Raw genomic sequence first — 24322 nt, 5'->3', positions numbered from 1 at the left:
GTCCCCAACGGGGAGAGCCAAGGCGGATCGGACGACAGGAACGGTCGCCCCCCACCACGGCACGAGGGTGCTCGACCACACCAGGAGGCATTGTGAACAGCGATCGGGACGAGATCCGCGGGGGCTGGGACACACCCGTCGATGATCAGTCCGACGCGGAGTCCGCTGCCGAGACGACGGGCGAGTTCACCATCGACTACGCCCCGCCTGCCTGGTACACGCAGAATGCGTCCGGCAGTGCGGGGGAGACTCCTTCGGCGTCGCCCGCGTCACCTCCCTCGCCTTCCGCGGCTGCGTCCCCGCCGGTTTCTTCGCCCGCGGTTTCGCCTTCCGCGGAGCCTGCCGTGCCTCCCGTTGTTCCTGAGCCTCCGGCTCCGCCGGTCCGGCCGACTGCCGTGCCGAAGCTGCCTGTGGGGAGCGGGTTCCAGCCGCAGGCGGACTGGTCTGCGCCGGTTGCTCCTTCCCCGGTTGCTCCTGCTCCTGTTGCTCCCGCTCCTGTTGCTCCCGCTCCTGTTGCACCTGCTCCGGACTTCTCTCCGGAGCCTGCTGCTCCTCCGGCTGCGTCGGAGGGGGGTACGCCTTCGGGAGGTGCTGCTGACTGGAGTGGTGCCGTTGCTGGTGTCGCCTCCTCTGTGCATGTGACCGGTGTCGTTCCCAAGCCTGAGGTTCCGTCGGAGCCGGAGCGGGAACCGGAGCGGGAGCCGGAGCGGGAGCCGGAGCCGGAACACGAGGCCGAGGCCGAACCCGCTTCCGTGTCTCCTGCTGCGGTCGCCCCCGTCGCTGAGCCTGTTGCCGAGGACAATGGCGACCTTGAGAGTGGCGCCACCATGCGGTTCTCCTCTGCCGCCCTGAAGCGGGAGATCGAGGAGCGGGCCGCCGCTGAGGCTCCGCAGGATGATGCGGATTCGGATGCGGGTGCAGATCCGGATGCGGATGCGGATGCGGATGCGGATGCCGACGAGGTTGTCCTTCCTGTCTCTGAGTCCTCTGGCGTGGATGAGTTGGGCGAGGGCGACCCTGCCGATGACCGCCACGTAGACGACGCGTCGCCTTCTGGTGAGCCTGAGCCTGACCCTGTGGGAGAGGCCGACTCGGACGCGGTCGATTCCGCCTCGGATGATCGCGGCGAGGGATCCGATGAGTCCGGTGATGGCGACGCTGTCGACGTCGCCGATGAGATCCGTGACGCCGTTCCGGAGGATGCCGCTCCCGAGGACGCCGCGTCTGCCGCGCCCGTCGATGAAGTCCAGGACTCCGTGCCGCCGTCCTGGACCCCGCCGCCCGCGCCGCACGGTGGGCTTCCGCCGCTGCCGCCCGCCTTCCAGCCCGCCGCGCCCACGTCGGCGCCGCAGTGGCCCGTGCCCGTCCAGGTCTCGACGCCGCCGCCCGCGGAGCCGACTCCGGTTGCCGAGCCCGTGCAGCCGCCGGTGCCGCAAGCGCCCCAGGTGCCGCAGGCTCCCCAGGTGCCGCAGCAGGCTGAACCTGCGCCTGCGCCTGTTCAGGCTGCGCCTCCCGCTTGGCCTTCGCCCACCGGGCCTGTGGCTCCCTCACCGGTCGCGCCCGCGACGCCAGTTGCCGATGCTCCGGCGCCTCCGACTGGGTACGGGTTCCCGCAGGCCGGTGCGCCTGCTCCGGCACCTGCTCCTGCTCCTGCTCCTGCTCCTGCTCCCGTGACGCCTGCCCCGGCCCCGGCCCCCGAAGCGCCCGCTCCGCCCGCCGGTTATGGGTTCCCGCAGCAGGGCAGCGCGCCCGTCCCGCCGAGTGGCTACGGGTTCCCGCAGCAGGGGGCTCCTGCCCCGTACAACCCCAACTCCCCTGCCCCTCAGGGCAGTTACGGGTTCCCGCAACCGCCCGCGCCGCAGGCCCAGCAGCCGCTCCCGCCCGCCGCCGTGCAGCCTCAGCCGCAGCCAGCACCTCAGGCGCAGCCACAGCCGCCGCATCAACAGCAGCCCCCGCAGCCGCTCCCGGCCCAGCAGCAGCCGCAGGCACAGCCGCAAGCTCAGCCGCAGGCGCAGCCCCCGGCCCAGCCTCAGCCGCCCATCGATCCCCGCACCGGCGCCGCCTGGCCACAGGCCGTGCAGCACGATCAGCGGGAGCGGACCAACCCCGGGGCCCCGCTCGGCTACACCGCCGCCGTCGAGTTGTCCTCCGACCGGCTGCTTCGCAACACCAAGCCGAAGGCCAAGAGCAGCAGGCCTGCCGCCGGCGGGTCGCGGTTCAAGCTCGGCGGCAAGAAGGAAGAGGCCGAGCGGCAGCGGAAGTTGGAGCTGATCCGGACTCCCGTTCTGTCCTGCTACCGGATTGCCGTCATCAGCCTCAAGGGCGGCGTCGGCAAGACCACGACCACCACCGCGCTCGGGTCGACGCTCGCCACCGAGCGGCAGGACAAGATCCTCGCGATCGACGCCAACCCCGACGCGGGCACGCTCGGGCGACGCGTGCGGCGCGAGACCGGGGCCACCATCCGTGACCTCGTCCAGGCGATCCCGTACCTCAACTCGTACATGGACATCCGGCGCTTCACCTCGCAGGCCGCGTCCGGGCTCGAGATCATCGCCAATGACGTCGACCCGGCCGTTTCCACCACCTTCAACGACGAGGACTACCGGCGCGCGATCGACGTACTGGGGAAGCAGTACCCGATCATCCTGACCGACTCCGGTACGGGTCTGCTCTACAGCGCGATGCGCGGCGTCCTGGACCTCGCCGATCAGCTGATCATCATCTCCACGCCGTCCGTGGACGGTGCCAGCAGTGCGTCGACGACGTTGGACTGGCTGTCCGCGCATGGGTACGCCGACCTTGTGTCGCGTTCCATCACCGTCATCTCGGGAGTGCGCGAGACCGGGAAGATGATCAAGGTCGACGACATCGTGTCGCACTTCGAGACGCGGTGCCGGGGCGTTGTCGTCATTCCCTTCGACGAGCACCTTGCCGCCGGTGCCGAGGTCGACCTCGACATGATGCGGCCGAAGGTGCGGGAGGCGTACTTCAATCTTTCGGCGATGGTCGCCGAGGACTTCGTGCGGGCTCAGCAGCAGCAGGGGCTCTGGACCTCCGACGGCAATCCGCCTCCGGTCGTGGCTCCGCCCCTGCCTGGCCAGGGGGCCTATCCCGGTCAACAGGCGCCCGCGCCCGGGCAGCAGCCTTACCCCGGGCAGGCGCCTGCGCCTGGGCAGGCACCGTATCCGGGACAGGGGCCGGTGCCCGGGCAGGCGCCGCCGCCGCAGCAACAACAGCAACAGCCGTACGTTCCCCAGCAGCCGCCGCAGCAGCAGCCTCAGCCTCAGCCGGGTGGGCAGCCGTATCCGCAGCAGCCGGGGGCTCCGCAGGGTTGGCAGAACGCGGCTCCTCCGCAGGGGGCTGCTCCTGCCGCCCCCGCGCCGGGGCAGCCGTTCCAGGCTCCTCAGGGGCAGCCTCAGGGTGGGCAGGCGCCGCCGCCCGTTCAGCCTGGGCAGCCGTTCCAGCCCGGGGCTCCCTATCAGCCGCAGCCGCAGCCTCCGGCGCCGGAAGCGCCTCAGCAGTAGCCTCCGCCTGTCTCAACTGGGCCCGCACCGACTCCTGGTGCGGGCCCAGTCCCGTTCCCCGGCGCCCCGCAGTCTCCGCTGACGAACAGGCTTTCCCTCCCAACCACCCGTTTGCCCCGCAGCCAACACCCCCAACATCCCCAACACCCCCCACCTGCCCCTCCCTCCACCATCACCCCCCGACCAGCCACGCTTCACAGGTCTTGACCAATGCGGATGAAATACGGGTCAACTCGTTATTTCCGCAGGCCACATGGGGTTCACCTGCCGTTGACTGACGCAGACTGGCGCTGGTAGACACACACATCAACCAGCTGGCGTTCCTTGATCAACTAGCCATCTCTGCGCGAGCGATGACGCGAGGTCACCGACCCATGGATACACAAGATCAGCACGGCAGAACACGGTCTCACCCCACCACGAAGGCACCACCACGGCCCCGCGGCCGCAGCCGCACCCGCGCCCGCACCCGCCTCCCGCTCCTCCTGGCGGCCGGAGCCGGCGCCCTCACCCTCACCGCGGGCCTTGCCACTCCCCTCAACCCGGCCCCGGACCAGGCCGAGGCCAAGGCGGACGGCAAGAAGACCCTCACCGTCGCGGTGGCCCAGAGCGTCGACTCGCTCAGCCCCTTCCTCGCCCAGCGGCTGCTCAGCACCAGCATCCACCGCCTGACGTACGAGTACCTGACGAACTACGACGCCAAGGACAACCACGCCATCGATGGCTTCGCCACCGACTGGAAGCCGTCCGCCGACAAGCTGACCTGGACCTACACCATCCGGGACAACTCCAAGTGGTCCGACGGCAAGCAGGCGACGGCCGAGGACGCCGCCTGGACGTTCAACAAGCTGATGTCCAAGGAAGGCACCGCCACCTCCAACTCCGGCTTCGTCGCCAACTTCAAGAAGGTGACGGCTCCCAGCCCCACCCAGCTGGTCATCGAGCTGAAGAAGCCGCAGGCGACCATGGCCGCCCTCGACGTGCCGATCGTCCCCAAGCATGTGTGGGAGAAGGTCGGCGACATCAGCAAGTTCAACAACGACAAGTCCTTCCCCATCGTCGGCAACGGCCCCTTCGTCCTCGAGGACTACAAGACCGACCAGTACGTGAAGCTGAAGGCCAACAAGAACTTCTGGCGCGGCGCGCCCAAGTTCGACGAGCTGGTCTTCAAGACGTACAAGGACCAGGACGCGGCCGTCGCGGCGCTCAAGAAGGGCGAGGTCTCCTTCGTGGCCGGGCAGCCCGCCCTCACTCCCGCGCAGGCCTCCGAGCTCAAGGGCACGGAGAACGTGAAGGTGAACGAAGGGCCGGGCCGGCGCTTCTTCGCCCTCGCCACCAACCCCGGCGCCCAGACCCGCGACCGCAAGAAGTTCGGTGACGGCAACAAGGCCCTCCTGGACAAGAAGGTGCGTCAGGCGCTCTTCCTCTCCGTGGACCGTGAGGCGCTGGTCGACAAGGTCTTCCAGGGGCAGGCCGTCGAGGGCGAGGGATACATTCCGCCTCGCTTCTCCGAGTACGCCTGGAAGCCCTCCGCCGACCAGAAGCTGTCGTACGACCCCAAGAAGGCGGCCCAACTCCTCGACGAGGCGGGCTACAAGAAGAACAGCGACGGCAAGCGCGTCGGCAAGGACGGCAAGCCGCTCGACTTCCGCATCCTGTGTCACGCCACCGACCCGAACGACAAGGCCGTCGGCAAGTATCTGAAGGAGTGGTGGGGTGATCTTGGCATCGGGCTCAAGGTCAACTGCCTCGATGACGTGTCCGTGCCCTGGTACGCGGGTGAGTACGATCTCGCGTTCGACGGCTGGTCGGTCAACCCCGACCCGGACTTCGTCCTCGGCATCCACTCCTGCGCCGCGCTCCCGGTGAAGGCCAAGGAGAGCGCCGCGACCGACAACTTCATCTGCGACAAGAAGTACGACGAGCTCTACAACAAGCAGCTGGCGGAGTACGACCCGGCCAAGCGCGCGGAGACCGTCAAGGAGATGCAGTCCTGGCTCTACGACTCCGGGTACATGAACATCCTTGCGTACCCGAACGCCGTCGAGGCCTACCGCACCGACCAGATCAAGTCCATCACCACCATGCCGACGGCCGCGGGCAACATCTACGGCCAGGACGGCTACTGGTCCTGGTGGTCAGCGGTGCCCGCGGATGGGAAGAGTTCCTCCAAGGATGGAAGCTCGACCGGTGTCATCATCGGTATCGCCGCCGCCGCGGTGGTGCTCGTCGGCGGTGGAGTCCTGTTCGCCCTGCGCCGCCGTTCGACCGCAGAGGACCGCGAGTAACGCATGACCGCTGACAGCAATCCCGCACTGCTCGACACCGAGGGCGCCGCGGCGACCGACGATCCGGTATTCGCCGGGCCGTCGGCCCGCGGCCCCCGGGCCCGCAACACCCGCGCCTATCTCCTGTACGTGGCGGGCAAGCTGGGCGGCGCCGCCGTCTCGCTGTTCGCCGTCCTTGTCACCAGCTTCTTCCTGTTCCGTCTCATCCCGGGTGACCCGGTGAAGCAGATGACGGGCGGAAAGCGCGTGTCGGCCGAACAGCTGGACGCCATGCGCAAGGAGTTCGGCCTCGACCAGCCGGTCATGACGCAGTTCTTCGACTACTGCGGCAACGCGCTGACCGGCGACTTCGGCACGTCGTACCAGTTCCACACCCCGGTGATGGACAAGATCACCGACGCGCTGCCGGCCACGCTCCTGCTCACCGGCACCGCGTTCGTGCTCTACACCCTCATCGGCATCTGGCTCGGCACCCGCACGGCCTGGCGCAACGGCGGGCTCGGGGACCGCGTCCACACGGGCCTGGCGCTCACCCTCTACTCCGTGCCGTCCTTCTGGCTCGGGCTTCTGCTCATCATCACCTTCTCGGTGGGGGTCGGTCCGATTCCCGGGCTCTTCCCGACCGGCGGGCTCGAATCCGGTGGCGAGACCGGCATCGCGTACGTCCTCGACGTCGCGCACCACATGGTGCTCCCCGTTGTCACCTTGGTGGCGGTGGGATACGCGCAGACGCTCCTCGTGATGCGGTCGTCCCTGCTCGACGAGATGGGGAGCGACTATCTGACCACCGCGCGCGCCAAGGGGCTGCGGGACGATCTCGTACGCCGCCGTCATGCCGTCCCGAACGCGATGCTGCCCACCGTCACGCTGATGTTCGTGAACCTCGGCACGGTGGTGGCGGGCGCGATCCTCGTCGAGACGGTCTTCTCCTGGCCGGGGCTCGGCGGGCTCTTCTACGCCGCGCTCAGCGTGCCCGACCTGCCCCTCGTGCAGGGTCTGTTCTTCGTGTTCGCCGCCGCGGTGATCCTGATGAACACCCTGGCCGACGTGATCTATCCGCTGCTCGACCCGAGGGTGGGCCGATGACGACCGAAGCAACCAAGACCGAGGTCCCGCAGGCCCCGGTCGCGAAGAGCCCCCGGGCGCTGGCCTGGACCCGCAGACGGCACTCCGTGGCCCGCTTCTGGCGCGAGTACCGCACCCACCGGGCCGGTCTCTTCGGCCTGGCCGCGCTCGTCGTCATCACGCTCATCGCCGTCTTCGCGCCGCTGCTCGTCGGCTCGGACGCGCAGAGCGTGACCGACGCGCCGGGCAAGCCGATGGAGTCGCCGAGCGGTGAATTCCCGCTGGGCACCGACCAGTTCGGGCGCGATCTGCTCGGCCTGCTCGTGTGGGGCGCGCGGATCTCGCTCACCGTGGGGCTGCTCGCCGCCGTGCTCTCGGTGGCCATCGGCACGATCGTGGGGATCACCGCGGGGCACTTCAAGGGCTGGTACTCCACCGTCATCATGCGCGTCACCGACTGGTTTTTGGTGATGCCGACGCTGGTGCTCGCCATCGCGCTCGCCTCGGTGATGTCCAAGTCCATCTGGACGATCATCCTGGCGATCGGCGTGACGACCTGGCCGACGACCGCGCGGCTCGTCCGCGCCCAGACCCTGGCCGTGGAGTCGCGCCCGTACATCGAACGCGCGCAGGCGCTCGGCGGCGGCCACGGCCATGTCATGGGCCGGCACGTCCTTCCCAACGTCATGCCGCTGGTGCTCGCGCAGACCACCCTCGTGATCTCGAACGCCATCCTCACCGAGGCCACGCTCGCCTTCCTGGGCCTCGGCGACCCGACCGTCGTCTCCTGGGGCGGGCTGCTCCAGGACGCGCGCGAGGCGGGCGCGGTCAGCGCGGGCGACTGGTGGTATCTCGCTCCGCCCGGACTCGCCATCGCCGTCGTGGCGCTCGCGTTCACGCTGTGCGGACGCGCCGTGGAGTCCGTGCTCAACCCCAGGCTGGGGGTCTCCCGTTGAGTGGTTCGGACAAGGTGACGGAGACCAAGGTGGCAGAGGCAAAAGCGGCGGAACAGCGCCTGCTCGACGTAAGAAATCTCGAAGTGACGTACGCGTCCGGGGCGGCCGCCGTGCGCGGCGTGAACCTCTCGGTCGACGCGGGCCAGAAGCTCGGTGTCGCGGGCGAGTCCGGGTGCGGCAAGTCGACGCTGGCGCTCGCGCTGCTGCGGCTGCTGCCCGCGGGCACGAAGGTGACCGGTGAGGTGCTGCTCGACGGCGAGGACGTCCTCACGATGAAGTGGGGCCAGGTCCGCGCGGTGCGCTGGGCGGGCGCGTCGATCGTCTTCCAGGGCGCGATGCACTCGCTCAACGCCGTGCACCGCATCGGCGACCAGATCGCCGAGCCGATCCTGCTGCACAAGAAGGCGACCCAGGCGGGGGCGAAGAAGAAGGCCGGGGAGCTGCTCGAACAGGTGGGTCTGCCTGCTGCCCGCGCCGAGGCCTATCCGCACGAACTGTCGGGCGGACAGCGGCAGCGCGTGATGATCGCGATGGCGCTCGCCTGCGATCCGCGCCTGATCATCGCCGACGAGCCGACGACGGCCCTCGACGTGATGATCCAGGCTCAGATCCTGCGCCTGATCGAGCAGTTGGTGGCCGAGCAGGATCTGGGCCTGATCATGATCAGCCATGACCTCGCGGTGCTCTCCGACACCTGCGACCGGCTCGCGGTGATGTACGCGGGCCGTGTCGTCGAGGAAGGCCCGGCCTCCGAGGTCTACGAGAACGCCCGGCACCCGTACGGAAAGGCCCTCTCCGCGGCCTTCCCCCGCATCGGCGACGCGGCGTCCCGCTTCGCACCGCGCGGCCTGCCCGGCGACCCGCCGGACCCGTCCCTGCTCCCCACGGGCTGCACGTTCCACCCGCGCTGCACGGTCGCCCTCGACTCCTGCACCACGGAGGACCAGGCGCTGCGGGACGCGGGCCCCCGGCACCGCGCGGCGTGCGTGCACGCGGGCGCGCAGCTTCCGGCGCAGCCGACATCGGCACCGGCGACGGCGGAGCGGGCGCCGTGAGCCCCGCACCCCCCGCGCCCCGCGAGCCCCGACAGACCACGCACCGAGGAGCAGCGACGCATGACCACCGATGACCCCCTGCTGTCGGCTGATCCCCTGCTGTCGGCGGGCGACCTGCACATCACGTTCCCCGGCCGCCGCGGCGCACCGCCCGCGCGGGCGGTGGACGGCGTCGACCTCGACATCAAACCGGGCGAGATCGTGGCCCTGGTCGGCGAGTCCGGCTGCGGCAAGACGACCCTGGCCCGTTCCCTGCTCGGCCTGGTGGCACCCACCTCCGGCAGGGTGACCTTCGGCGGCAAGCCGCTCGACTACTCGGGCCGCGCTCTGAAGGCGTACCGCAAGCGCGTCCAGCTGGTCCTCCAGGACCCCAGCGGCTCCCTGAACCCGCGTCACACGGTGTACGAGGCCGTCGCGGAGGGCCTGCGCATCCACGGGTACGGCGGCGACGAGCAGGCCGCGGTCGCCGACGCCCTGTCACGGGCGGGCCTGAGGCCGCCCGAGCGGTTCTTCCTGCGGTATCCGCACGAGCTGTCGGGCGGCCAGCGCCAGCGCGTGGTCATCGCGGGCGCGCTGGTCCTCGAGCCCGAACTGATCGTCGCCGACGAGCCGGTGGCCTCGCTCGACGCGTCCGTACGCGGCGAGATCCTCGCTCTGCTGCTCAGGCTCCGCGAGGAACTCGGCCTGTCCGCGCTGGTGGTGACGCACGACCTGGGTCTCGCGTGGAACATCGCCGACCGCGTGGCGGTGATGTACCTGGGCCGGATCGTCGAGACGGGGACGGTGGAGGAGGTCCTGACCTCGCCTCAGCATCCGTACACCCAGGCGCTGTTGTCCGTGCTCCCGGAGGCGCCCGGCGACCCCGTGGTCCTCACCGGCGAGCCGCCGGACCCCTCGCGGATCCCGGGCGGCTGCCGCTTCCACGCGCGCTGCCAGGTGCTCGCCTCGGGCGAGGCGGAGCGGGCGGGCGTGGCGGACCGCTGCCGGACGGAGGATCTGCCGGTGCTTTCGGGTGGCGGCGAGACGCAGGTGGCGTGCCACTGGGCGGCGGTCAACGTCAGCGCGTCCGGGGTCTGACCGGGTCTGACCAGGGCCTGACCGGGGTCAGACCGGGGTTCTGACAGGCGGATCGTTACCTCTTCCACGTTCGGGTGATACGGGGCCTATCGGCGTGAGCCCTGGGGAGTCACTCAGCGGAACGGTTCAATCACGGACCGTGAGCAACTCCACCGACATGAAGGAGATTTCCATGCGTCGTTCCGCCGCCGTCGTCCTCGGGGCCGTCGCACTGCTGGGGGCCCTCGCCGTGCCCGCCAGTGCCGTCCCGGACCCCGTCGGGACCGTCGACTGCGTGGCGCAGTCGGCCGGCGACGTCACCTCGCTCGTCGATCCGGCAAGCCCCGGCGTCCCCTCCGAGGTTCCGGGCGCGGCATGCCTCGCCCCGTGACCTGAACACCCCTGCGTCGTGACGTACTTGCGCGGCCACCCGGGACCCGCGCAAGTACGGTACGACCACGAGCGGCTCAGCCCGTCAGTCCCACCGGTATCCGTCCCCGAAGTTGAGGACGTGCTCGAGCACGTCCTCGAGGGGGTCGTCGATCTGGCCGGTGCTGATCAGCGAGACCCTGGGAGCGTTGTGCGAGTTCTCGTGCGTCTCATCGGCGTGCGCCGCGCCCGAACACAGCACGGACGGCACTGCGGCCATCGCCGCGACCAGCACCCAACGGGACGTTGCCCGCACCCAACTGCCGTTCACTGCAGCCTCCTTGGACCGTGCGCCTGCGGGCCGCCGATCGCGGCCCGCTCGCCGTGCGTAACCCCCGCACGACCAAGAAGTCACCGACGATCATACGAACGGGTCGTCGGACGCCGGGGCTCATGCGTCGCCCGTGTGGGCTAACCCGGCCTCTCCCCGCCTGCCGTAAGAAAGCAGAGATCGCATGCGCATGCGTCATCGCCGCGTCCGGACCTACACCCTGCTCGCAGCCCTCGCCCTGCCCGTCACCGCGCTCACCGCTCCCCCGGCCGCAGCGGCGAACCCTCCACCGGTGCCCCACATCGAGTCACTGATCACCGAAGGAGTCACCGTCGAAGGCCCGTTGGTCAACAACGTCGGCCTTCCGCACCTGTTGTAGCCGCTGACGGGCCGGTGGACACGGCGAAGGACGCGAAGGGCGTACTACTCGGCGGCCTCGATCAGGTCACGCGCCTTCTTCACGTCGTCCGCGATGGCGACGAGAAGCGAGTCGATCGAGTCGAACTTCGCCTGCCCGCGCACGAAGGCGAGGAAGTCCACGGCCACGTGAAGGCCGTACAGGTCGAGCCCGACGCGGTCGATCGCGTACGCCTCGACCGTCCGCTCCGTCCCGTCGAACTGCGGATTCGTGCCGACGGAGATCGCCGCGGGCATCGCCTCGCCCTGGGCGTGCAGCCACCCCGCGTAGACGCCGTCGGCGGGGATGGCGGTGTGCGGCAGCGTCTCCACGTTGGCGGTGGGGAAGCCCAGTTCACGCCCGCGCTGCGCGCCGCGTACGACGACGCCCTCGACGCGGTGCGGGCGGCCGAGGATCTCGGAGGCACCCTCCACGTCACCCTCGGCGACCAGGCGCCGGGTCAGGGTGGAGGAGAAGGGCTCACCACCGCCTGCCTCGCCGCTCACGAACAGGTCGATGACGTCGACCTCGTAGTCGTACGTGGCGCCGAGCTCGGTCAGGAAGGCGACGTTGCCCGCGGCCTTGTGGCCGAAGCGGAAGTTGGGGCCCTCGACGACCACGCGCGCGTGCAGCTTGTCGACGAGGACCTTGACGACGAAGTCGGCGGGCGACAGCTTCGAGAACTCCGTGGTGAACGGCAGGATGAGCAGCGCGTCCACGCCGAGCTCCGCCATGAGTTCGGCGCGCCGGTGGTGCGGGGCGAGCAGCGGCGGGTGGCTGCCGGGGCGCACGACCTCGGAGGGGTGCGGGTCGAAGGTGACGACCACGGCGGGAACGCCGAGCTCACGGGCGCGCTCCACGGCGCGGCCGATGATCAGCTGGTGCCCGCGGTGTACGCCGTCGTAGGAACCGATGGTGACGACGCTGCGCCCCCAGTCCTGGGGGATGTCCTCCAAGCCACGCCAGCGCTGCACTGTCTTTGCTCCTCGCCGAACCTGTGTACGTGTGTGTACGTCCCATTGCCGATTGCGCAGGTCTAAGACTGCCATGCCCGCGCGATCGGGATCGCATCGGAGGGGGTGGCGGGGGTCACGCCGGGACACGTGCTCCGGCGAGGTTCTCGATCATGCGGCGCGAGCTGGGGCCGACGAGGGCGGACCAGTCCTGCGGGGCCGCGCAGATCCACCGGGAGACCTGGGTGGAGAAGCCCGGTACGGAACGGGCCAGCTCGACCAGGCGCCGGTCGAAGCAGGTCGCGCCCTCCGGGGTGCGGACGAGCAGCACGGCGGTGCGGTGCACCAGGTCACGGACCCGGTCCTTGTCGCCGCCGCCCGCCACGGCGCAGAGCACGGCGTCCAGGACTTCGGGCTCCCGCTCCTGGGCGAGCAGCACGTCCAGGAGCTCGGTGCGCAGGGCGCGCGATGCGTCCGTGCCGGGGGCGGCGACGGCAGCGGCGAGCGCGGCGCGCACCGGCGGCGGACGATGCCGCAGAAGGCCCGTGACCAGCGGGAAGAGGACGGCGCGGACGCCTGGCCCTTGCTCGAACCGCAGGTCGAGGTAGTCGGCCACGTGCCCCGCCAGGTCGGGGCGCAGCTCAAGGACGTCGCGTACGAGATCGGCCACCCGCCGGGCGAGCCCCGGAGCCGTCACGTCGGCGAGGCCGCGCAGTACGTCGCCCGGCGCGGGGCCGGGGCCGTGCAGCCTGGTCCGGAAGGCGGCGATGACCTGCTCCGGGTGGGTGTCCAGGGCGGTGACGAGCGCGCTCGCGGGCAGCTGGGGATCGCCTGCGGTGAAGCGCTTCAGGGCGGGCGGCAGATGGCGCGCGCGGGTCTGCGGGTCGCGCACGAGGAGGGCGAGGGCGGCGCCGTGCAGGGTGTCGTCGGCGGTGCGGGCGAGGAGGGCGAGGGCCGCGTACCGCAGGAGCCTGCGGTCGGCGTCCGTGGTGGCGTGCGGGGCGGCGCGCAGGCCGTAGGCGACGGCGGCGACATGGCGTGCGGGCCGCTCGTCGTGGATCCAGCGGTCCACGGCCCGGCAGATGGCCGAGGGCTCCTCTTCCGCGAGTGCGGCGAGCAGTTCGTCCGCGCGGGGGTGTGCGCAGTCGACCAGGACCTCGGTGAGGTCGTCGACGGCGCGGTGGCGGTGGGTGTGGAGGAGGGCCTGGGCGGCTGATGCGACGGTGGCGTGGGGGGTGGCTTCGAGGGGGCGCTCGTCGGTGAACCAGCGGGTCAGTTGTGGCTGCACGGTCGCTGGCGCGGTGGCCAGGCGCTCGGCCACGGCGTCCAGGCAGCGGCCCTGGGGGGTGCCGGGCGGGGGGTCTGCGATGACTGCCTCCCGCAGGAGGTCGAAGCGGTCGCTTTCCGCGAGGGGAAGACCCAGCCAGAAGCCGGCGGGGTGCCGGGCCTGCTGGGCGAGGTCTTTCAACAGCCCGAGGTAGGGCGTGGCGTCGCCTACGCGGGAGAGCGTCTCACTCACGAGGTGGGTGGCCCACCAGTACGCGTCCCCTTGCGTATCGGCACCCGGCATCGAGGGTTGTGCCCACCCTTCCCCAAGCTCTCGGCTTCGCTCGAGCAGGGGAGGCCCCGATCGCCGTGCGGAACGCCTGCCCACAACAGGGGCGGGCTCGCTGTCCGCTGCCGTCTCTACCGCTGTGGGCAGGCGTCCCGCACGGCCCTGGATGCCGGGTGCCGATTCACCGGGCGACGAGCATGGCTCGCCGAACCGCGCCAAGTCCCGTAGCCGAGGCTCCAGTTCCGCAGGGCCCCGCTGGCGGTCCAGGAGCAGCAGGGCCTGGATCACGGGGCCGATCCGGTGCCGGGGTACCGGCAGAGCAGCCTCCGGCACCGGCCCACGATGCCGGTGCACCAGCGACCACAGAGCCCCGTCCACATCCAGATGCATCCCCTGGATCCAGTCCGCCAGCTCCTCGTGCGCGAAGCGATAGCCATCCCCGGCAGGGACAAGGAGCCCCTCCGTGAGGACCGCGGAGGCCCACCCCGCCCCCCACGGGAACACCTCCTCGAACGACGCCCGGTCGAGCTCCCCCTGCCCCGGCCCCAGACACCGCCGCGCAGCCTCATGCACCTGCCCGGACACCTTCGCCGCGAGGCGCCGTACAGCCGCCCCCCTCAGTCCGTTCGCCGCCGCGAGCCGCACCGCGACGCGCAGGCACAGCACGTCCAGGTAGGCCTCGAAGATCTCCTCGCGGTCCGGGCACCCGTCCGGGCCCCCCGTCGGCGGCTCGTCCGGCAGGGCCGCCCGCACCTCGGCGAGCAGCCGCAGGGCGAGGGGATGCCCCGCATCGGCCGCCGCGAGCGCTCCGTCCGGGATGCCGTACCGCGCACGGGCGATTCGCGCCTGCCGCTCGGGCAGGTCCCCCAGGTGCACGCAGCCAGGAAGCAGCTCCGCGGGGAAGTGCTCTCCGGCCTGCTCCCAGTACTCCGCCCGGCAGGCCACCACGAGCCGCGCGCCCGTCTCCCGCAGCCACTCGGCCGTCCCCCCGCTCCACTCCGCGAGCCGGTGCGCGAGGACCGGCGGCATCTCCTCCGGCCCGTCGAGCAGAAGCAGCAGCGCCCGCCCCTCGTCCCGCACGAGCCGGGCGACCCGCCCCGCGGAGATGTCCCCGAGCCCGTCGTCCGCCTCCGCGAAAGACTCCTCCGAGGCCTCCAGGATCCGCCCCGCCCGCTGGAACGCCCGCTCCACCGCGTCGCCGACTCCCGTGTCCGTGCCCTGGAGGTCGGCGCCGCGCAGCCACAGCGTGGGGGCCGGTTCGGCGCCCCGGGCGCGCAGCGCGGCGAGCGCCGCGAGTTCCGTCGTCCGGCCCGTACCGGGATCGCCGACCAGGCCGAGCACCTGTGCGGGACCAGCCGTGAAGTCCGCCAACTCCCGTGTCGTGTCCGGGCGTTCGACCGGTTCGAGGAGGGCGGGTCGGGGTCCGTCGGAGCCCACCGATGTCGCCGCGAGGTGCAGCGCGCCCGCCAGGTTCAGATCACGGCCGTACGCGGGCACCGTCGCCGCGTTGCGCGCGAGGAGCTCGGCGAGCGGCCCGCCCGGATCGGCGGCCGCCGCCTCCCGCAGCGGCACCGCGAACCCCGCCGCGCGGTGCTCGCCGTGCAGCGCGGTCCCCAGGACGGCGAGCACGGCTCCGGAGGAGGTGTCGACGACCGGGCCGCCCGCTGCCCCGCCGCCGAGCCGCAGCGCGTCCGCGCCGTCCGTGCCGATCGCCAGCTCCATGGCCGCGTCGACCAGATGGAAGCGGTCCGTCGCCGTGTATGTCACCGGCGCCGGGCCAAGGACCCGCGCCTCGCGCCGGCCGCGCGCGACGATGCTTACGTAGGCCCCCACGGGAGCGGTCTCGCGGACCGTGACGGGCAGCGGCCGCAGGCCGAGCCCTTCTGTGCGGACGAGCGCCAGATCGGCCTCGGGGAGCGCCACCACGGAATCGGCGGTCACCACGCAGACGCGCTCCCCCGCCGCGTGCAGCACGAGCCGCGCGAGACCGTCGACCGCTTCATGGCTGGTGATCACCGTGCCGTGGTCGTCGGCCGCGAACCCCATCCCCCGTGGGCGCCCGGCCAGATCGCAGATCCGCACCAGGGCCCCGTCGAGCGCCGCCGGGTCACCCTGTCCCGCCATGCCCGAACCTCCCCGCCATGCCCTGTACTTCCGACGGTAGGTCGGCAGTGATCAGCGGGACAGAACGCGTCGCGAACGCGCCCCCTTCCGCTCCCTCGGTTCACTCCGAGCGCCTGCCCGATGGGGTGAATCGGCAGGGCTCGATGGATACATCTAGGGGTGGGGGGTCCGCCGTGGAGCGGCGCGCGGCAGTGCGCACAGCTGTCCGCCGCTCCACGACGGAGACCCGCGCAAGGGAAGGCGGGCGAGGACGGGTCGGCTCAGGCGAAGACGGCCAGACTCTTGGCCTTGCCCTTCAACTCCTCGGCCAGGACCAGGAAGCGGCCCTCCGGATCGAAGACCGCGACGGCGCCGACTCCGGCGTACTCCCCCGGCATCTCGATCCGCACGCCGTTGAGCAGCAGCTTGGCCCGCCGCTCGTCCACGTCCCAGCGCGGGAACGCGGCCGTGGCCGCGTCCGCCACCGGCATCACCGTCAGCTCCTCCTGGAGCTGGTCGATGGTCTTCGCCGCGTCCAGCTTGTACGGCCCGACCCGGGTGCGCCGCAGCGCCGTCAGATGGCCGCCGACGCCGAGGTCCGCGCCGAGGTCGCGGGCGAGGGCGCGGATGTACGTCCCCGACGAGCAGACCACGGAGACGACCAGGTCGAGGACGGGGGTGCCGTCCTCGGCGACGGCGTCCCTGACGTCGTACACGGTGAAGGCGGAGATCTTCACCGGGCGGGCGGGGATCTCGAAGTCCTCGCCCTCGCGGGCTCGTGCGTACGACCGCTTGCCGTCGATCTTGATGGCGCTGACCTTCGACGGCACCTGCATGATGTCGCCGGAGAGCTTGGCGATGCCGGCGTCGATGGCGTCCCGCTTGATCCCGGAGGCGTCGGCCGACGAGGTGAACTCGCCTTCGGCGTCGTCCGTGACCGTGTTCTGGCCGAGCCGGATCGTGCCGAGGTACTCCTTCTCCGTCAGCGCGAGGTGGCCGAGGAGTTTGGTCGCCCGCTCGACCCCGAGGACGAGAACGCCCGTCGCCATGGGGTCGAGGGTGCCCGCGTGGCCGACGCGGCGGGTCTTGGCGATCCCGCGCATCTTGGCGACCACGTCATGCGAAGTGAAGCCGGACGGCTTGTCGACGATGACAAGGCCGTCCGGCGTCTTGTTGCTGGTGTTGCTCATGCCGAGGCGTCGCCATCCGTCTCGTCGTCATCGTCTTCGGGCTTGCGGTACGGGTCGGCACCGCCGGCGAACTCGGCGCCCGCGGACACCTCGCGCACCTTCTCGTCCGAGAGCCTGGCCTTGTCGAGGAGGTCCTCGATGGCCTTGGCGTTGTCCGGCAGCGCGTCCGCCACGAAGGCGAGGCTCGGGGTGAACTTCACACCCGCGGCCGCGCCGACCGCGGAACGCAGAACGCCCTTGGCGCTCTCCAGACCGGCGGCGGCCGCCGCGCGGTCCTCGTCGTCCCCGTAGACCGTGTAGAAGACGGTCGCCTCCCGCAGATCACCCGTGACCCGGGTGTCCGTGATGGTCACATGCGTACCGAGCCGCGGGTCCTTGATCCCGCGCTGCAGCTTCTTGGCAACCACCTCTCGGATGAGGTCCGCCAGCCTTTTCGCCCGCGCGTTGTCGGCCACTGCTCCGTCTCCTTCTTCGCCTTGCTGTGCAATCAGTCTTCGTCGCCGTGGAGCCTGCGTCGAACGGAGAGCAGCTCCACCTCAGGACGGGCGGCGACCAAACGCTCGCACCGGTCCAGTACGTCGGTGAGGTGCCCCGTCTCCCCGGAGACCAGCGCAAGGCCGATCTCGGCCCTGCGATGGAGGTCCTGGTTCCCGGTCTCCGCCGCGCTCACCGCGTACTTGCGGATGAGTTCGGCGACGATCGGGCGGACCACGGAGCGTTTCTCCTTCAGCGAGCGAACGTCGCCGAGGAGCAGATCGAAGGACAGTGTCCCCACATACATGTGTGTCCGGATGTCCCGCCGGTTCGGGTTCGTGCCCCGCCAACCACTTGGCAGGGACACAAGAACCGTACACGGAACGGCCGGGGCCGATCGACGGGATTTACTCCCCTCGACCGGCCCCGGTTCGAGCTGCGTGGATCAGCCGCGAGGCTTCTCGCGCATCTCGTACGTCGCGATGACGTCGTCGATCTTGATGTCGTTGAAGTTGCCGAGGTTGATACCGCCCTCGAACCCTTCGCGGAGCTCCGTGACGTCGTCCTTGAAGCGGCGCAGACCGGAGATGTTGAGGCTCTCCGCGATGACCTTGCCGTCGCGGATGAGGCGCGCCTTGGTGTTGCGCTTGACCTCGCCCGACCGGACGAGAACACCGGCGATGTTGCCCAGCTTGGACGAGCGGAAGACCTCGCGGATCTCCGCCGTGCCGAGCTCGACCTCTTCGTACTCCGGCTTGAGCATGCCCTTGAGGGCCGCTTCGATCTCTTCGATCGCCTGGTAGATGACCGAGTAGTACCGGACGTCCACACCTTCGCGCTCGGCCATCTGGGCGGCACGACCGGCCGCACGGACGTTGAAGCCGATCACGATCGCGTCGGAGCCGGTCGCCAGGTCGATGTCCGACTCGGTGACGGCACCCACGCCGCGGTGCAGGACACGGATGTCGACCTCTTCGCCGACGTCGAGCTGGAGCAGCGAGGACTCGAGAGCCTCCACCGAACCGGACGCGTCGCCCTTGATGATGAGGTTGAGTTCCTGCACCAGACCGGCCTTGAGGGCCTCGTCCAGGTTCTCCAGGGAGAACCGAACACCCTTGCGGGCGAAGCGGACGTTGCGCTCACGAGCGGCACGCTTCTCGGCGATCTGACGGGCCGTACGGTCCTCGTCGACGACCAGGAAGTTGTCGCCGGCACCCGGGACGTTGGTGAGACCGAGGACGAGGACCGGAGTCGACGGACCCGCCTCTTCCACGTTCTCGCCCTTGTCGTCGAGCATCGCGCGGACTCGGCCGTACGCGTCGCCGACCACCATCGTGTCACCGACGCGGAGGGTACCGCGCTGGACCAGGACGGTCGCGACGGCGCCGCGGCCCTTGTCCAGGTGGGACTCGATCGCAATACCCTGCGCGTCCTGCGCCGGGTTCGCGCGCAGGTCCAGCGAGGCGTCCGCGGTCAGGACCACGGCCTCCAGGAGTGCCTCGATGTTCTCGCCCTGCTTGGCGGAGATGTCGACGAACATCGTGTCGCCGCCGTACTCCTCGGCCACCAGACCGAACTCGGTGAGCTGACCGCGCACCTTGGTCGGGTCGGCACCCTCGACGTCGATCTTGTTGACCGCGACCACGATCGGCACGTCGGCCGCCTTGGCGTGGTTCAGCGCCTCGATCGTCTGCGGCATCACACCGTCGTTGGCCGCGACCACGAGGATCGCGATGTCGGTGGACTTCGCACCACGGGCACGCATGGCGGTGAACGCCTCGTGACCGGGGGTGTCGATGAAGGTGATCTTGCGGTCTTCGCCGTTGACCTCGGCACCGACCTGGTACGCACCGATGTGCTGCGTAATACCGCCGGCCTCGCCCGCAATGACGTTCGTCTTGCGGATCGCGTCCAGAAGTCGGGTCTTACCGTGGTCGACGTGACCCATGACGGTCACGACCGGCGGACGCGCGACGAGTGCTTCCTCGCCGCCCTCGTCCTCGCCGAACTCGATGTCGAAGGACTCGAGCAGCTCGCGGTCCTCCTCCTCCGGGCTGACGATCTCCAGGACGAAGTTCATCTCGTCCGCGAGGAGCTTCAGCGTCTCGTCCGGGACGGACTGCGTGGCAGTGACCATCTCGCCGAGGTTCATCATCACGCCGACGAGCGACGCCGGGTTGGCGTTGATCTTCTCGGCGAAGTCGGTCAGCGAGGCACCACGGGACAGGCGGACCGCCTGGCCGTTGCCCCTCGGCAGCATGACGCCGCCGACCGACGGAGCCTGCATCGACTCGTACTCCTGGCGCCTCTGCCGCTTCGACTTGCGACCACGACGGGCGGGCCCGCCGGGACGGCCGAACGCACCCTGCGTGCCACCACGGGCACCGGGACCGCCGGGACGACCGCCACCGGGGCGACCGGCGAAACCGCCGCCACCACCGGGACGACCGGCGAAACCGCCGCCGCCGCCACCACCGGGACGACCGGCGAAACCGCCGCCGCCACCGGGACCGGCCGGACGGCCTGCGAAGCCGCCGCCACCGGGACGACCGCCGCCGCCACCCGGGCGACCGCCGCCGCCACCGGGACCACGGCCACCGCCGGGGCCACCACCGGGACGCGGACCGGCAGCGGGACGCTGCGGCATCATGCCCGGGTTCGGACGGTTACCGCCGCCACCGGGGGCGCCGCCGGGACGCGGGGCACCACCCTGCGGGCGAGGCATGCCGCCGGGGCTGGGGCGAGCGCCGCCCTGGCCCTGCGGACGAGGAGCACCCTGGCCGCCCTGGCCCTGCGGGCGCGGGGCGCCGCCGGGACCGCCGGGGCCACCCTGGCCGCCGGGACGCGGGGCGCCGCCCGGACGGGGCGCCTGCGGGCGCGCCATGCCGGTGGAGCCACCAGAGGTGAAGGGGTTGTTGCCCGGACGGGGTCCGGCCGGACGGCCACCGGGGCGCGGAGCGCCACCCTGGCCACCGGGACGCGGAGCGCCACCCTGACGGTCGCCGCGGTCGCCACGACCCTGACCGCCCTGACCCTGACCACCCTGGCCGGGGGCCGGACGGCCCGCGGGCTTGGGGGCACCCGGGCGAGCGCCCGGACGGGGGCCTGCCGGCGCCGAGGAGGCGGCCGGAGCAGCCGGAGCTGCCGGCGGAGCGGTGAACTCCGGGGCGGCCGGAGCCGGGCTCGCCGGTGCGGCGGGCGCGGCCGGTGCAGCCGGAGCCGCCGGGGCGGCCGGAGCTGCGGGCGCCGGCTTGGGCGTCGGCGGCTTCGGGCCCGGACGCGGACCGGGAGCGGCCGGAGAGGCCGCGGGCTTGTCGGCCGCGGCGGCGGGCTTGGCCGCCGGCGGCTTGGGCGCGGCCGGACCCGGACGGGCGGCCTGCGCGGGAGAGGGGGACGCCGAGCCCGAGGGGGCCGGCGGCTTGGGGGCGGCCTGCTTGCGCGGCGCCCCGGGCTTGGCGGCGGCGGGCTTGCCGTTGCCACCGCCCGTGTTCAATGCGTCAGTCAATTTGCGTACAACGGGCGCCTCGATCGTCGAGGACGCCGAACGTACGAATTCACCGAGTTCTTGGAGCTTGGCCATGACGACCTTGCTCTCTACGCCGAACTCCTTGGCGAGCTCGTATACCCGGACCTTAGCCACTTCGCTCCTTTTAGGTCCGGGTTACGCCGGACCGTCGCTACTTCATGGGCGTACTCATCGCGTGCTCATCGAGTGCTCATCGCAATCTCGACCTACTTCCAACTCGCGGAATACCAGGGCCGCGCGGGGTTCCGCGCGACCTTCCTTACGGTGTTGCCTGCTGGGCAACTGTCTCGACGGCTCGGCGCAAGTCCGCCGTGTCGAGCGGGCCCGGGGCCCGGAAGGCCCTCGGGAACGCTCTGCGTCGGACCGCCAGGTCGAGACAGACCGGAACGGGGTGGATATACGCACCCCGGCCGGGCAGCGTACCGCTTGGATCGGGGGCGCAGGCGCCCTCTTTCGCCACGATGCGCAGCAGATCGCTCTTGGCCGCTCGCTCCCGGCACCCCACACAGGTGCGTTCAGGGCATGCGCGGGCTTGCGTCCGGCCAGACACGATTAAGTCTACCTCCCCGCACCGACCTCACCCCTTTGGGGCAAAAATCGAACGGTTGTTGTCTTGATCAGTACGCGATCAGGACGCGATCGGCGTCCTGATCAAGCGCTGATCTGGAGCTGCTCAGGACTCCGGGGAGTCCTGCGGCTGCTCGGTGTCCGGACGGATGTCGATGCGCCAGCCCGTGAGCCGCGCGGCGAGGCGGGCGTTCTGGCCCTCCTTGCCGATCGCAAGGGACAGCTGGTAATCGGGCACCGTCACCCGCGCGGAACGGGCCGCGAGGTCGACGATCTCCACCTTGCTGACCCGCGCCGGGGAGAGCGCGTGGGCGACCATCTCGCCCGGGTCGTCCGACCAGTCGACGATGTCGATCTTCTCGCCGTTGAGCTCGGCCATGACGTTGCGCACACGCTGGCCCATCGGGCCGATGCAGGCGCCCTTGGCGTTGAGCCCCGAGCGGGTCGAGCGCACCGCGATCTTGGTCCGGTGACCGGCCTCGCGGGCGATGGCCGAGATCTCCACAGAGCCGTCGGCGATCTCCGGCACCTCGAGCGCGAAGAGCTTCTTGACGAGGTTCGGGTGCGTGCGGGACAGCGTGACCGAGGGGCCACGGACACCCTTCGCCACCCGGACGACGTACGAACGAAGGCGCAGACCGTGGGCGTACTCCTCGCCGGGGACCTGCTCCTGCACCGGCAGGATGGCCTCAAGCTTGCCGATGTCGACCAGGACGTTCTTCGGGTCGCGGCCCTGCTGGACGACGCCCGTGACGATGTCGCCCTCACGGCCCGCGTACTCGCCGAGCGTCGCGTCGTCCTGGGCGTCGCGCAGACGCTGCAGGATGACCTGCTTGGCGGTCGTCGCGGCGATGCGGCCGAAGTCCGACGGGGTGTCGTCGAACTCCTTGGCCTCCTGGCCCTCTTCGAGGTCCGCCGGGTCCTCCGTCGCCCACACCGTCACATGGCCGCTCTCGCGGTCCAGCTTCACGCGTGCGCGACGGAAGCTGCCGTCGGTGCGGTGGTAGGCGATGAGGAGAGCAGACTCGATCGCCTCGACCAACAGGTCGAAGGAGATCTCCTTCTCGCGGACCAGACCCCGCAGGGCACTCATGTCGATGTCCACGGCTACGCCTCCTCTTCCTTCTTGTCCTTGCGGCTGAACTCGACCTCGACGCGCGCCTTGGCGATCGCGTCGAAGGCGAGCCTGCGGGCGGTGGGCTTGCGCCCCTTCACGCCCGGTACTTCCAGATCCACGCCTTCGTCGTCCACCTCGAGGATGCGGGCGATCAGATCGTCGCCGCCCTCCGTCAGCTGGAACTTCACCAGGCGGCCGACGGCGCGCAGATAGTGGCGGTGCTCCGTCAGCGGGCGCTCAGCGCCCGGGGAGCCGACTTCGAGGGTGTACTCCCCGTCGCCCATCGCGTCGCTCTCGTCGAGCTTCTCGGAGAATTCGCGGCTGATCTCCGCGATCTGATCCAGGTCCACGCCGTCGTCCGAATCGACGACGACTCTCAGCACACGCTTGCGTCCGACCGAGGCCACTTCGATCTCTTCGAGATCCAGGTCCTTCGAGCTGACGAGCGGTTCCAGCAGTTCTCGCAGCCTCTCGCTCTGGGTGGTGCTCATCCGGGTGACTCCTCGGCCGCGTGTGCTGTTGTGGGATCGTCGCGTGTCAGGTCAAAGGGTATCCGGTCCGGAGGGGTGTTGCCGCCCGCCGTCCGGCCCCCGTCCGCCCCCGTCCGCCCGGCGCCGAGCCGCTCACGAGTACGAGGGCAGGCCGAAGGTACGGTGATCACCGGGCGCCGAGCGCCCGGCTTCGCCCGCCCACCTTCTGACTGCCTGCCTTTCTGGCCTTCCTGCCGAGGACGTCTGCTGTGCCGTCGTATCCCACCCCCTCGCACGCCCGCTCGGGGCCGCGCCGGAGGAGTCTGCTGACCGGGGCCGCCGGAGCGGCCGGGGCCGTGCTGCTCTCCGGCTGCTCCGACTCCGACTCCACGGACGCCGACGAGCGCCCTTCCGCCGCCGCGCGGCTGCGCGCGCAGGCCGCCAAGGACAGCGGTGAGCTGCTCGGGCGGTACGACGCCGTCCTCGCCGCGCATCCCTCGCTGGCCGGCCGGCTCGATCCCCTGCGGGCGGAGGTGAAGCGGCACGAGGCGGTCTTCGCCGAGGGGTCCGCTCCCCCGTCCCCCACGGGCTCCCTCTCCGTCTCCGCCTCCGCGTCGCGCGCGCGGAAGCCCGCCGTCCCCAAGGACGAGAAGGACGCCGTGCGCGAGCTCGCGAAGGCCGAGCGGGAGCTGGCGAAGCAGCGCGGGAGTGCGCTGCTGGACGCGCCCGCGGAGCTGGCCAGGCTGCTCGCCTCGGTGGCGGCCGCGGGCGCCGCGCACGCGTATCTGCTGACGGAGGGCGACAAGTGAGCGATTCCAAGGACGAGTTGAAGGCGGTGCAGGCCGCCCTCGGCGCCGAGCACGCCGCCGTGTACGGCTTCGGGGTCGTCGGCGGCCGGATCGGCGAGGACCGCAGGGCCGAGGCGCGCACGGCGTACGACACGCACCGTGCCCGGCGCGACGAGCTGCAGCGCGCCGTGCGCGACCTGGGCGGCGAGCCCGAGCCGTCGGCGGCCGCCTACGCGCTGCCGTTCGCGGTGCGGGACTCCGCGGCGGCCGTGCGGCTCGCGACGGAGCTGGAGGAGCGGGTCGCGGGGGTCTACTCGGATCTCGTGCGCGCCTCCACCGGCGCCCGGCGCGGGCACGCCGCCGAGGCGCTGCGGGAGGCGGCGGTCCGTGCGGCGCGGTGGCGCGGCGGGAGCGTAACCTTCCCTGGTCTCGCCGAGCGGGCCGCCGGGCCGGGCACCTCCGCACCGGCGGCGCCCAAGGCGTAGTACGCGCTGACGCAGTCAGGAAGCCAGGCCGGCAGTCCAGGCCAGGAAGT

20 protein-coding genes are annotated in these 24322 nt (G+C 71.2%); 10 read left to right on the top strand and 10 right to left on the bottom strand.

The features are described 5' to 3' along the window. The first annotated feature begins 92 nt into the window (after window positions 1–92). From ABZ833_RS36335 to ABZ833_RS36305, 7 genes are all read left to right on the top strand, one after another. Entirely contained in the window at window positions 93–3527 is a 3435-nt protein-coding gene (locus ABZ833_RS36335; RefSeq protein WP_361056165.1) for an SCO5717 family growth-regulating ATPase, read from the top strand. 374 nt (window positions 3528–3901) lie between these two features. After that, window positions 3902–5815, top strand: coding sequence for an ABC transporter substrate-binding protein (locus tag ABZ833_RS36330; RefSeq protein ID WP_361056162.1), 1914 nt, complete (start codon window positions 3902–3904; stop codon window positions 5813–5815). A gap of 3 nt (window positions 5816–5818) precedes the next feature. Continuing rightward, the gene (locus ABZ833_RS36325) at window positions 5819–6901 is read left to right on the top strand and encodes an ABC transporter permease (RefSeq protein WP_361056159.1); all 1083 of its coding nucleotides are present in this window, start codon (window positions 5819–5821) and stop codon (window positions 6899–6901) included. Next, on the top strand, window positions 6898–7836 hold the full coding sequence (locus ABZ833_RS36320; RefSeq protein ID WP_361056156.1) for an ABC transporter permease: 939 nt from the start codon (window positions 6898–6900) through the stop codon (window positions 7834–7836). The genes ABZ833_RS36325 and ABZ833_RS36320 overlap by 4 nt, the downstream gene beginning before the upstream one ends. Window positions 7837–7865: 29 nt before the next feature. Beyond that, window positions 7866–8891, top strand: coding sequence for an ABC transporter ATP-binding protein (locus ABZ833_RS36315; RefSeq protein ID WP_361056153.1), 1026 nt, complete (start codon window positions 7866–7868; stop codon window positions 8889–8891). Window positions 8892–8951: 60 nt separating this feature from the next. After that, window positions 8952–9968 carry an ABC transporter ATP-binding protein gene (locus ABZ833_RS36310; protein ID WP_361056150.1) on the top strand — a complete coding sequence of 339 codons (1017 nt, stop codon included), beginning with the start codon at window positions 8952–8954 and terminating at the stop codon, window positions 9966–9968. Window positions 9969–10140: 172 nt separating this feature from the next. After that, window positions 10141–10338 carry a hypothetical protein gene (locus tag ABZ833_RS36305; protein WP_361056147.1) on the top strand — a complete coding sequence of 66 codons (198 nt, stop codon included), beginning with the start codon at window positions 10141–10143 and terminating at the stop codon, window positions 10336–10338. A gap of 84 nt (window positions 10339–10422) precedes the next feature. Here the strand turns inward: ABZ833_RS36305 and ABZ833_RS36300 are convergent, their stop codons facing one another. Continuing rightward, entirely contained in the window at window positions 10423–10647 is a 225-nt protein-coding gene (locus tag ABZ833_RS36300) for a hypothetical protein (protein ID WP_361056214.1), read from the bottom strand. Between the two features lie 184 nt (window positions 10648–10831). Between ABZ833_RS36300 and ABZ833_RS36295 the strand changes: the two genes are divergently transcribed. After that, window positions 10832–11026, top strand: coding sequence for a hypothetical protein (locus tag ABZ833_RS36295; protein ID WP_361056144.1), 195 nt, complete (start codon window positions 10832–10834; stop codon window positions 11024–11026). Between the two features lie 44 nt (window positions 11027–11070). Here ABZ833_RS36295 and ABZ833_RS36290 read toward each other — a convergent pair whose 3' ends face one another. From ABZ833_RS36290 to rimP, 9 genes are all read right to left on the bottom strand, one after another. Next, a complete protein-coding gene (locus tag ABZ833_RS36290) occupies window positions 11071–12018 on the bottom strand; it encodes a bifunctional riboflavin kinase/FAD synthetase (RefSeq protein ID WP_249587392.1) in 948 nt (315 codons plus the stop codon). Between the two features lie 115 nt (window positions 12019–12133). Next, window positions 12134–15676 carry a trypsin-like peptidase domain-containing protein gene (locus ABZ833_RS36285; RefSeq protein WP_361056140.1) on the bottom strand — a complete coding sequence of 1181 codons (3543 nt, stop codon included), beginning with the start codon at window positions 15674–15676 and terminating at the stop codon, window positions 12134–12136. Window positions 15677–15936: 260 nt separating this feature from the next. Then, window positions 15937–16845, bottom strand: coding sequence for a tRNA pseudouridine(55) synthase TruB (truB, locus tag ABZ833_RS36280; RefSeq protein ID WP_361056137.1), 909 nt, complete (start codon window positions 16843–16845; stop codon window positions 15937–15939). Beyond that, window positions 16842–17300 (bottom strand): 30S ribosome-binding factor RbfA, encoded by a 459-nt coding sequence (gene rbfA, locus ABZ833_RS36275; protein WP_361056134.1) that lies wholly within the window; start codon window positions 17298–17300, stop codon window positions 16842–16844. The genes truB and rbfA overlap by 4 nt, the downstream gene beginning before the upstream one ends. Window positions 17301–17332: 32 nt before the next feature. Next, window positions 17333–17626 (bottom strand): DUF503 domain-containing protein, encoded by a 294-nt coding sequence (locus tag ABZ833_RS36270; RefSeq protein ID WP_249587396.1) that lies wholly within the window; start codon window positions 17624–17626, stop codon window positions 17333–17335. Window positions 17627–17764: 138 nt separating this feature from the next. After that, complete coding sequence (infB, locus tag ABZ833_RS36265) at window positions 17765–20959, bottom strand: translation initiation factor IF-2 (RefSeq protein ID WP_361056130.1); 3195 nt, start codon at window positions 20957–20959, stop codon at window positions 17765–17767. A gap of 145 nt (window positions 20960–21104) precedes the next feature. Then, window positions 21105–21395 carry a YlxR family protein gene (locus ABZ833_RS36260; RefSeq protein WP_160507520.1) on the bottom strand — a complete coding sequence of 97 codons (291 nt, stop codon included), beginning with the start codon at window positions 21393–21395 and terminating at the stop codon, window positions 21105–21107. Between the two features lie 123 nt (window positions 21396–21518). After that, entirely contained in the window at window positions 21519–22517 is a 999-nt protein-coding gene (gene nusA, locus ABZ833_RS36255; protein ID WP_249587398.1) for a transcription termination factor NusA, read from the bottom strand. A gap of 2 nt (window positions 22518–22519) precedes the next feature. After that, window positions 22520–23020 (bottom strand): ribosome maturation factor RimP, encoded by a 501-nt coding sequence (gene rimP, locus ABZ833_RS36250; RefSeq protein ID WP_361056126.1) that lies wholly within the window; start codon window positions 23018–23020, stop codon window positions 22520–22522. Between the two features lie 248 nt (window positions 23021–23268). Here rimP and ABZ833_RS36245 point away from each other — a divergent pair, with 248 nt between their 5' ends. Continuing rightward, window positions 23269–23808, top strand: coding sequence for a hypothetical protein (locus ABZ833_RS36245; RefSeq protein WP_361056123.1), 540 nt, complete (start codon window positions 23269–23271; stop codon window positions 23806–23808). Further along, entirely contained in the window at window positions 23805–24272 is a 468-nt protein-coding gene (locus ABZ833_RS36240) for a ferritin-like domain-containing protein (protein WP_361056120.1), read from the top strand. Before ABZ833_RS36245 ends, ABZ833_RS36240 begins: the two co-directional genes overlap by 4 nt. Window positions 24273–24322: the final 50 nt, after the last annotated feature.

The organism is Streptomyces sp. NPDC047525, from assembly GCF_040643025.1.
Classification (GTDB): Bacteria; Actinomycetota; Actinomycetes; order Streptomycetales; family Streptomycetaceae; genus Streptomyces; species Streptomyces durmitorensis.
The sequence above is the reverse complement of the archived record's forward strand: the minus strand, read 5'-3'. Positions and strand labels throughout refer to the sequence as shown.

What these genes read in the sequence shown, in the direction of transcription:
- ABZ833_RS36330 (WP_361056162.1), top strand. Translation starts at nt 3,902, where the DNA reads ATGGATACACAAGATCAGCACGGCAGAACACGGTCTCACCCCACCACG.
- ABZ833_RS36325 (WP_361056159.1), top strand. Translation starts at nt 5,819, where the DNA reads ATGACCGCTGACAGCAATCCCGCACTGCTCGACACCGAGGGCGCCGCG.
- ABZ833_RS36320 (WP_361056156.1), top strand. Translation starts at nt 6,898, where the DNA reads ATGACGACCGAAGCAACCAAGACCGAGGTCCCGCAGGCCCCGGTCGCG.
- ABZ833_RS36310 (WP_361056150.1), top strand. Translation starts at nt 8,952, where the DNA reads ATGACCACCGATGACCCCCTGCTGTCGGCTGATCCCCTGCTGTCGGCG.
- ABZ833_RS36305 (WP_361056147.1), top strand. Translation starts at nt 10,141, where the DNA reads ATGCGTCGTTCCGCCGCCGTCGTCCTCGGGGCCGTCGCACTGCTGGGG.
- ABZ833_RS36295 (WP_361056144.1), top strand. Translation starts at nt 10,832, where the DNA reads ATGCGCATGCGTCATCGCCGCGTCCGGACCTACACCCTGCTCGCAGCC.
- ABZ833_RS36285 (WP_361056140.1), bottom strand. Translation starts at nt 15,676, where the DNA reads ATGGCGGGACAGGGTGACCCGGCGGCGCTCGACGGGGCCCTGGTGCGG.
- truB (WP_361056137.1), bottom strand. Translation starts at nt 16,845, where the DNA reads ATGAGCAACACCAGCAACAAGACGCCGGACGGCCTTGTCATCGTCGAC.
- ABZ833_RS36270 (WP_249587396.1), bottom strand. Translation starts at nt 17,626, where the DNA reads ATGTATGTGGGGACACTGTCCTTCGATCTGCTCCTCGGCGACGTTCGC.
- rimP (WP_361056126.1), bottom strand. Translation starts at nt 23,020, where the DNA reads ATGAGCACCACCCAGAGCGAGAGGCTGCGAGAACTGCTGGAACCGCTC.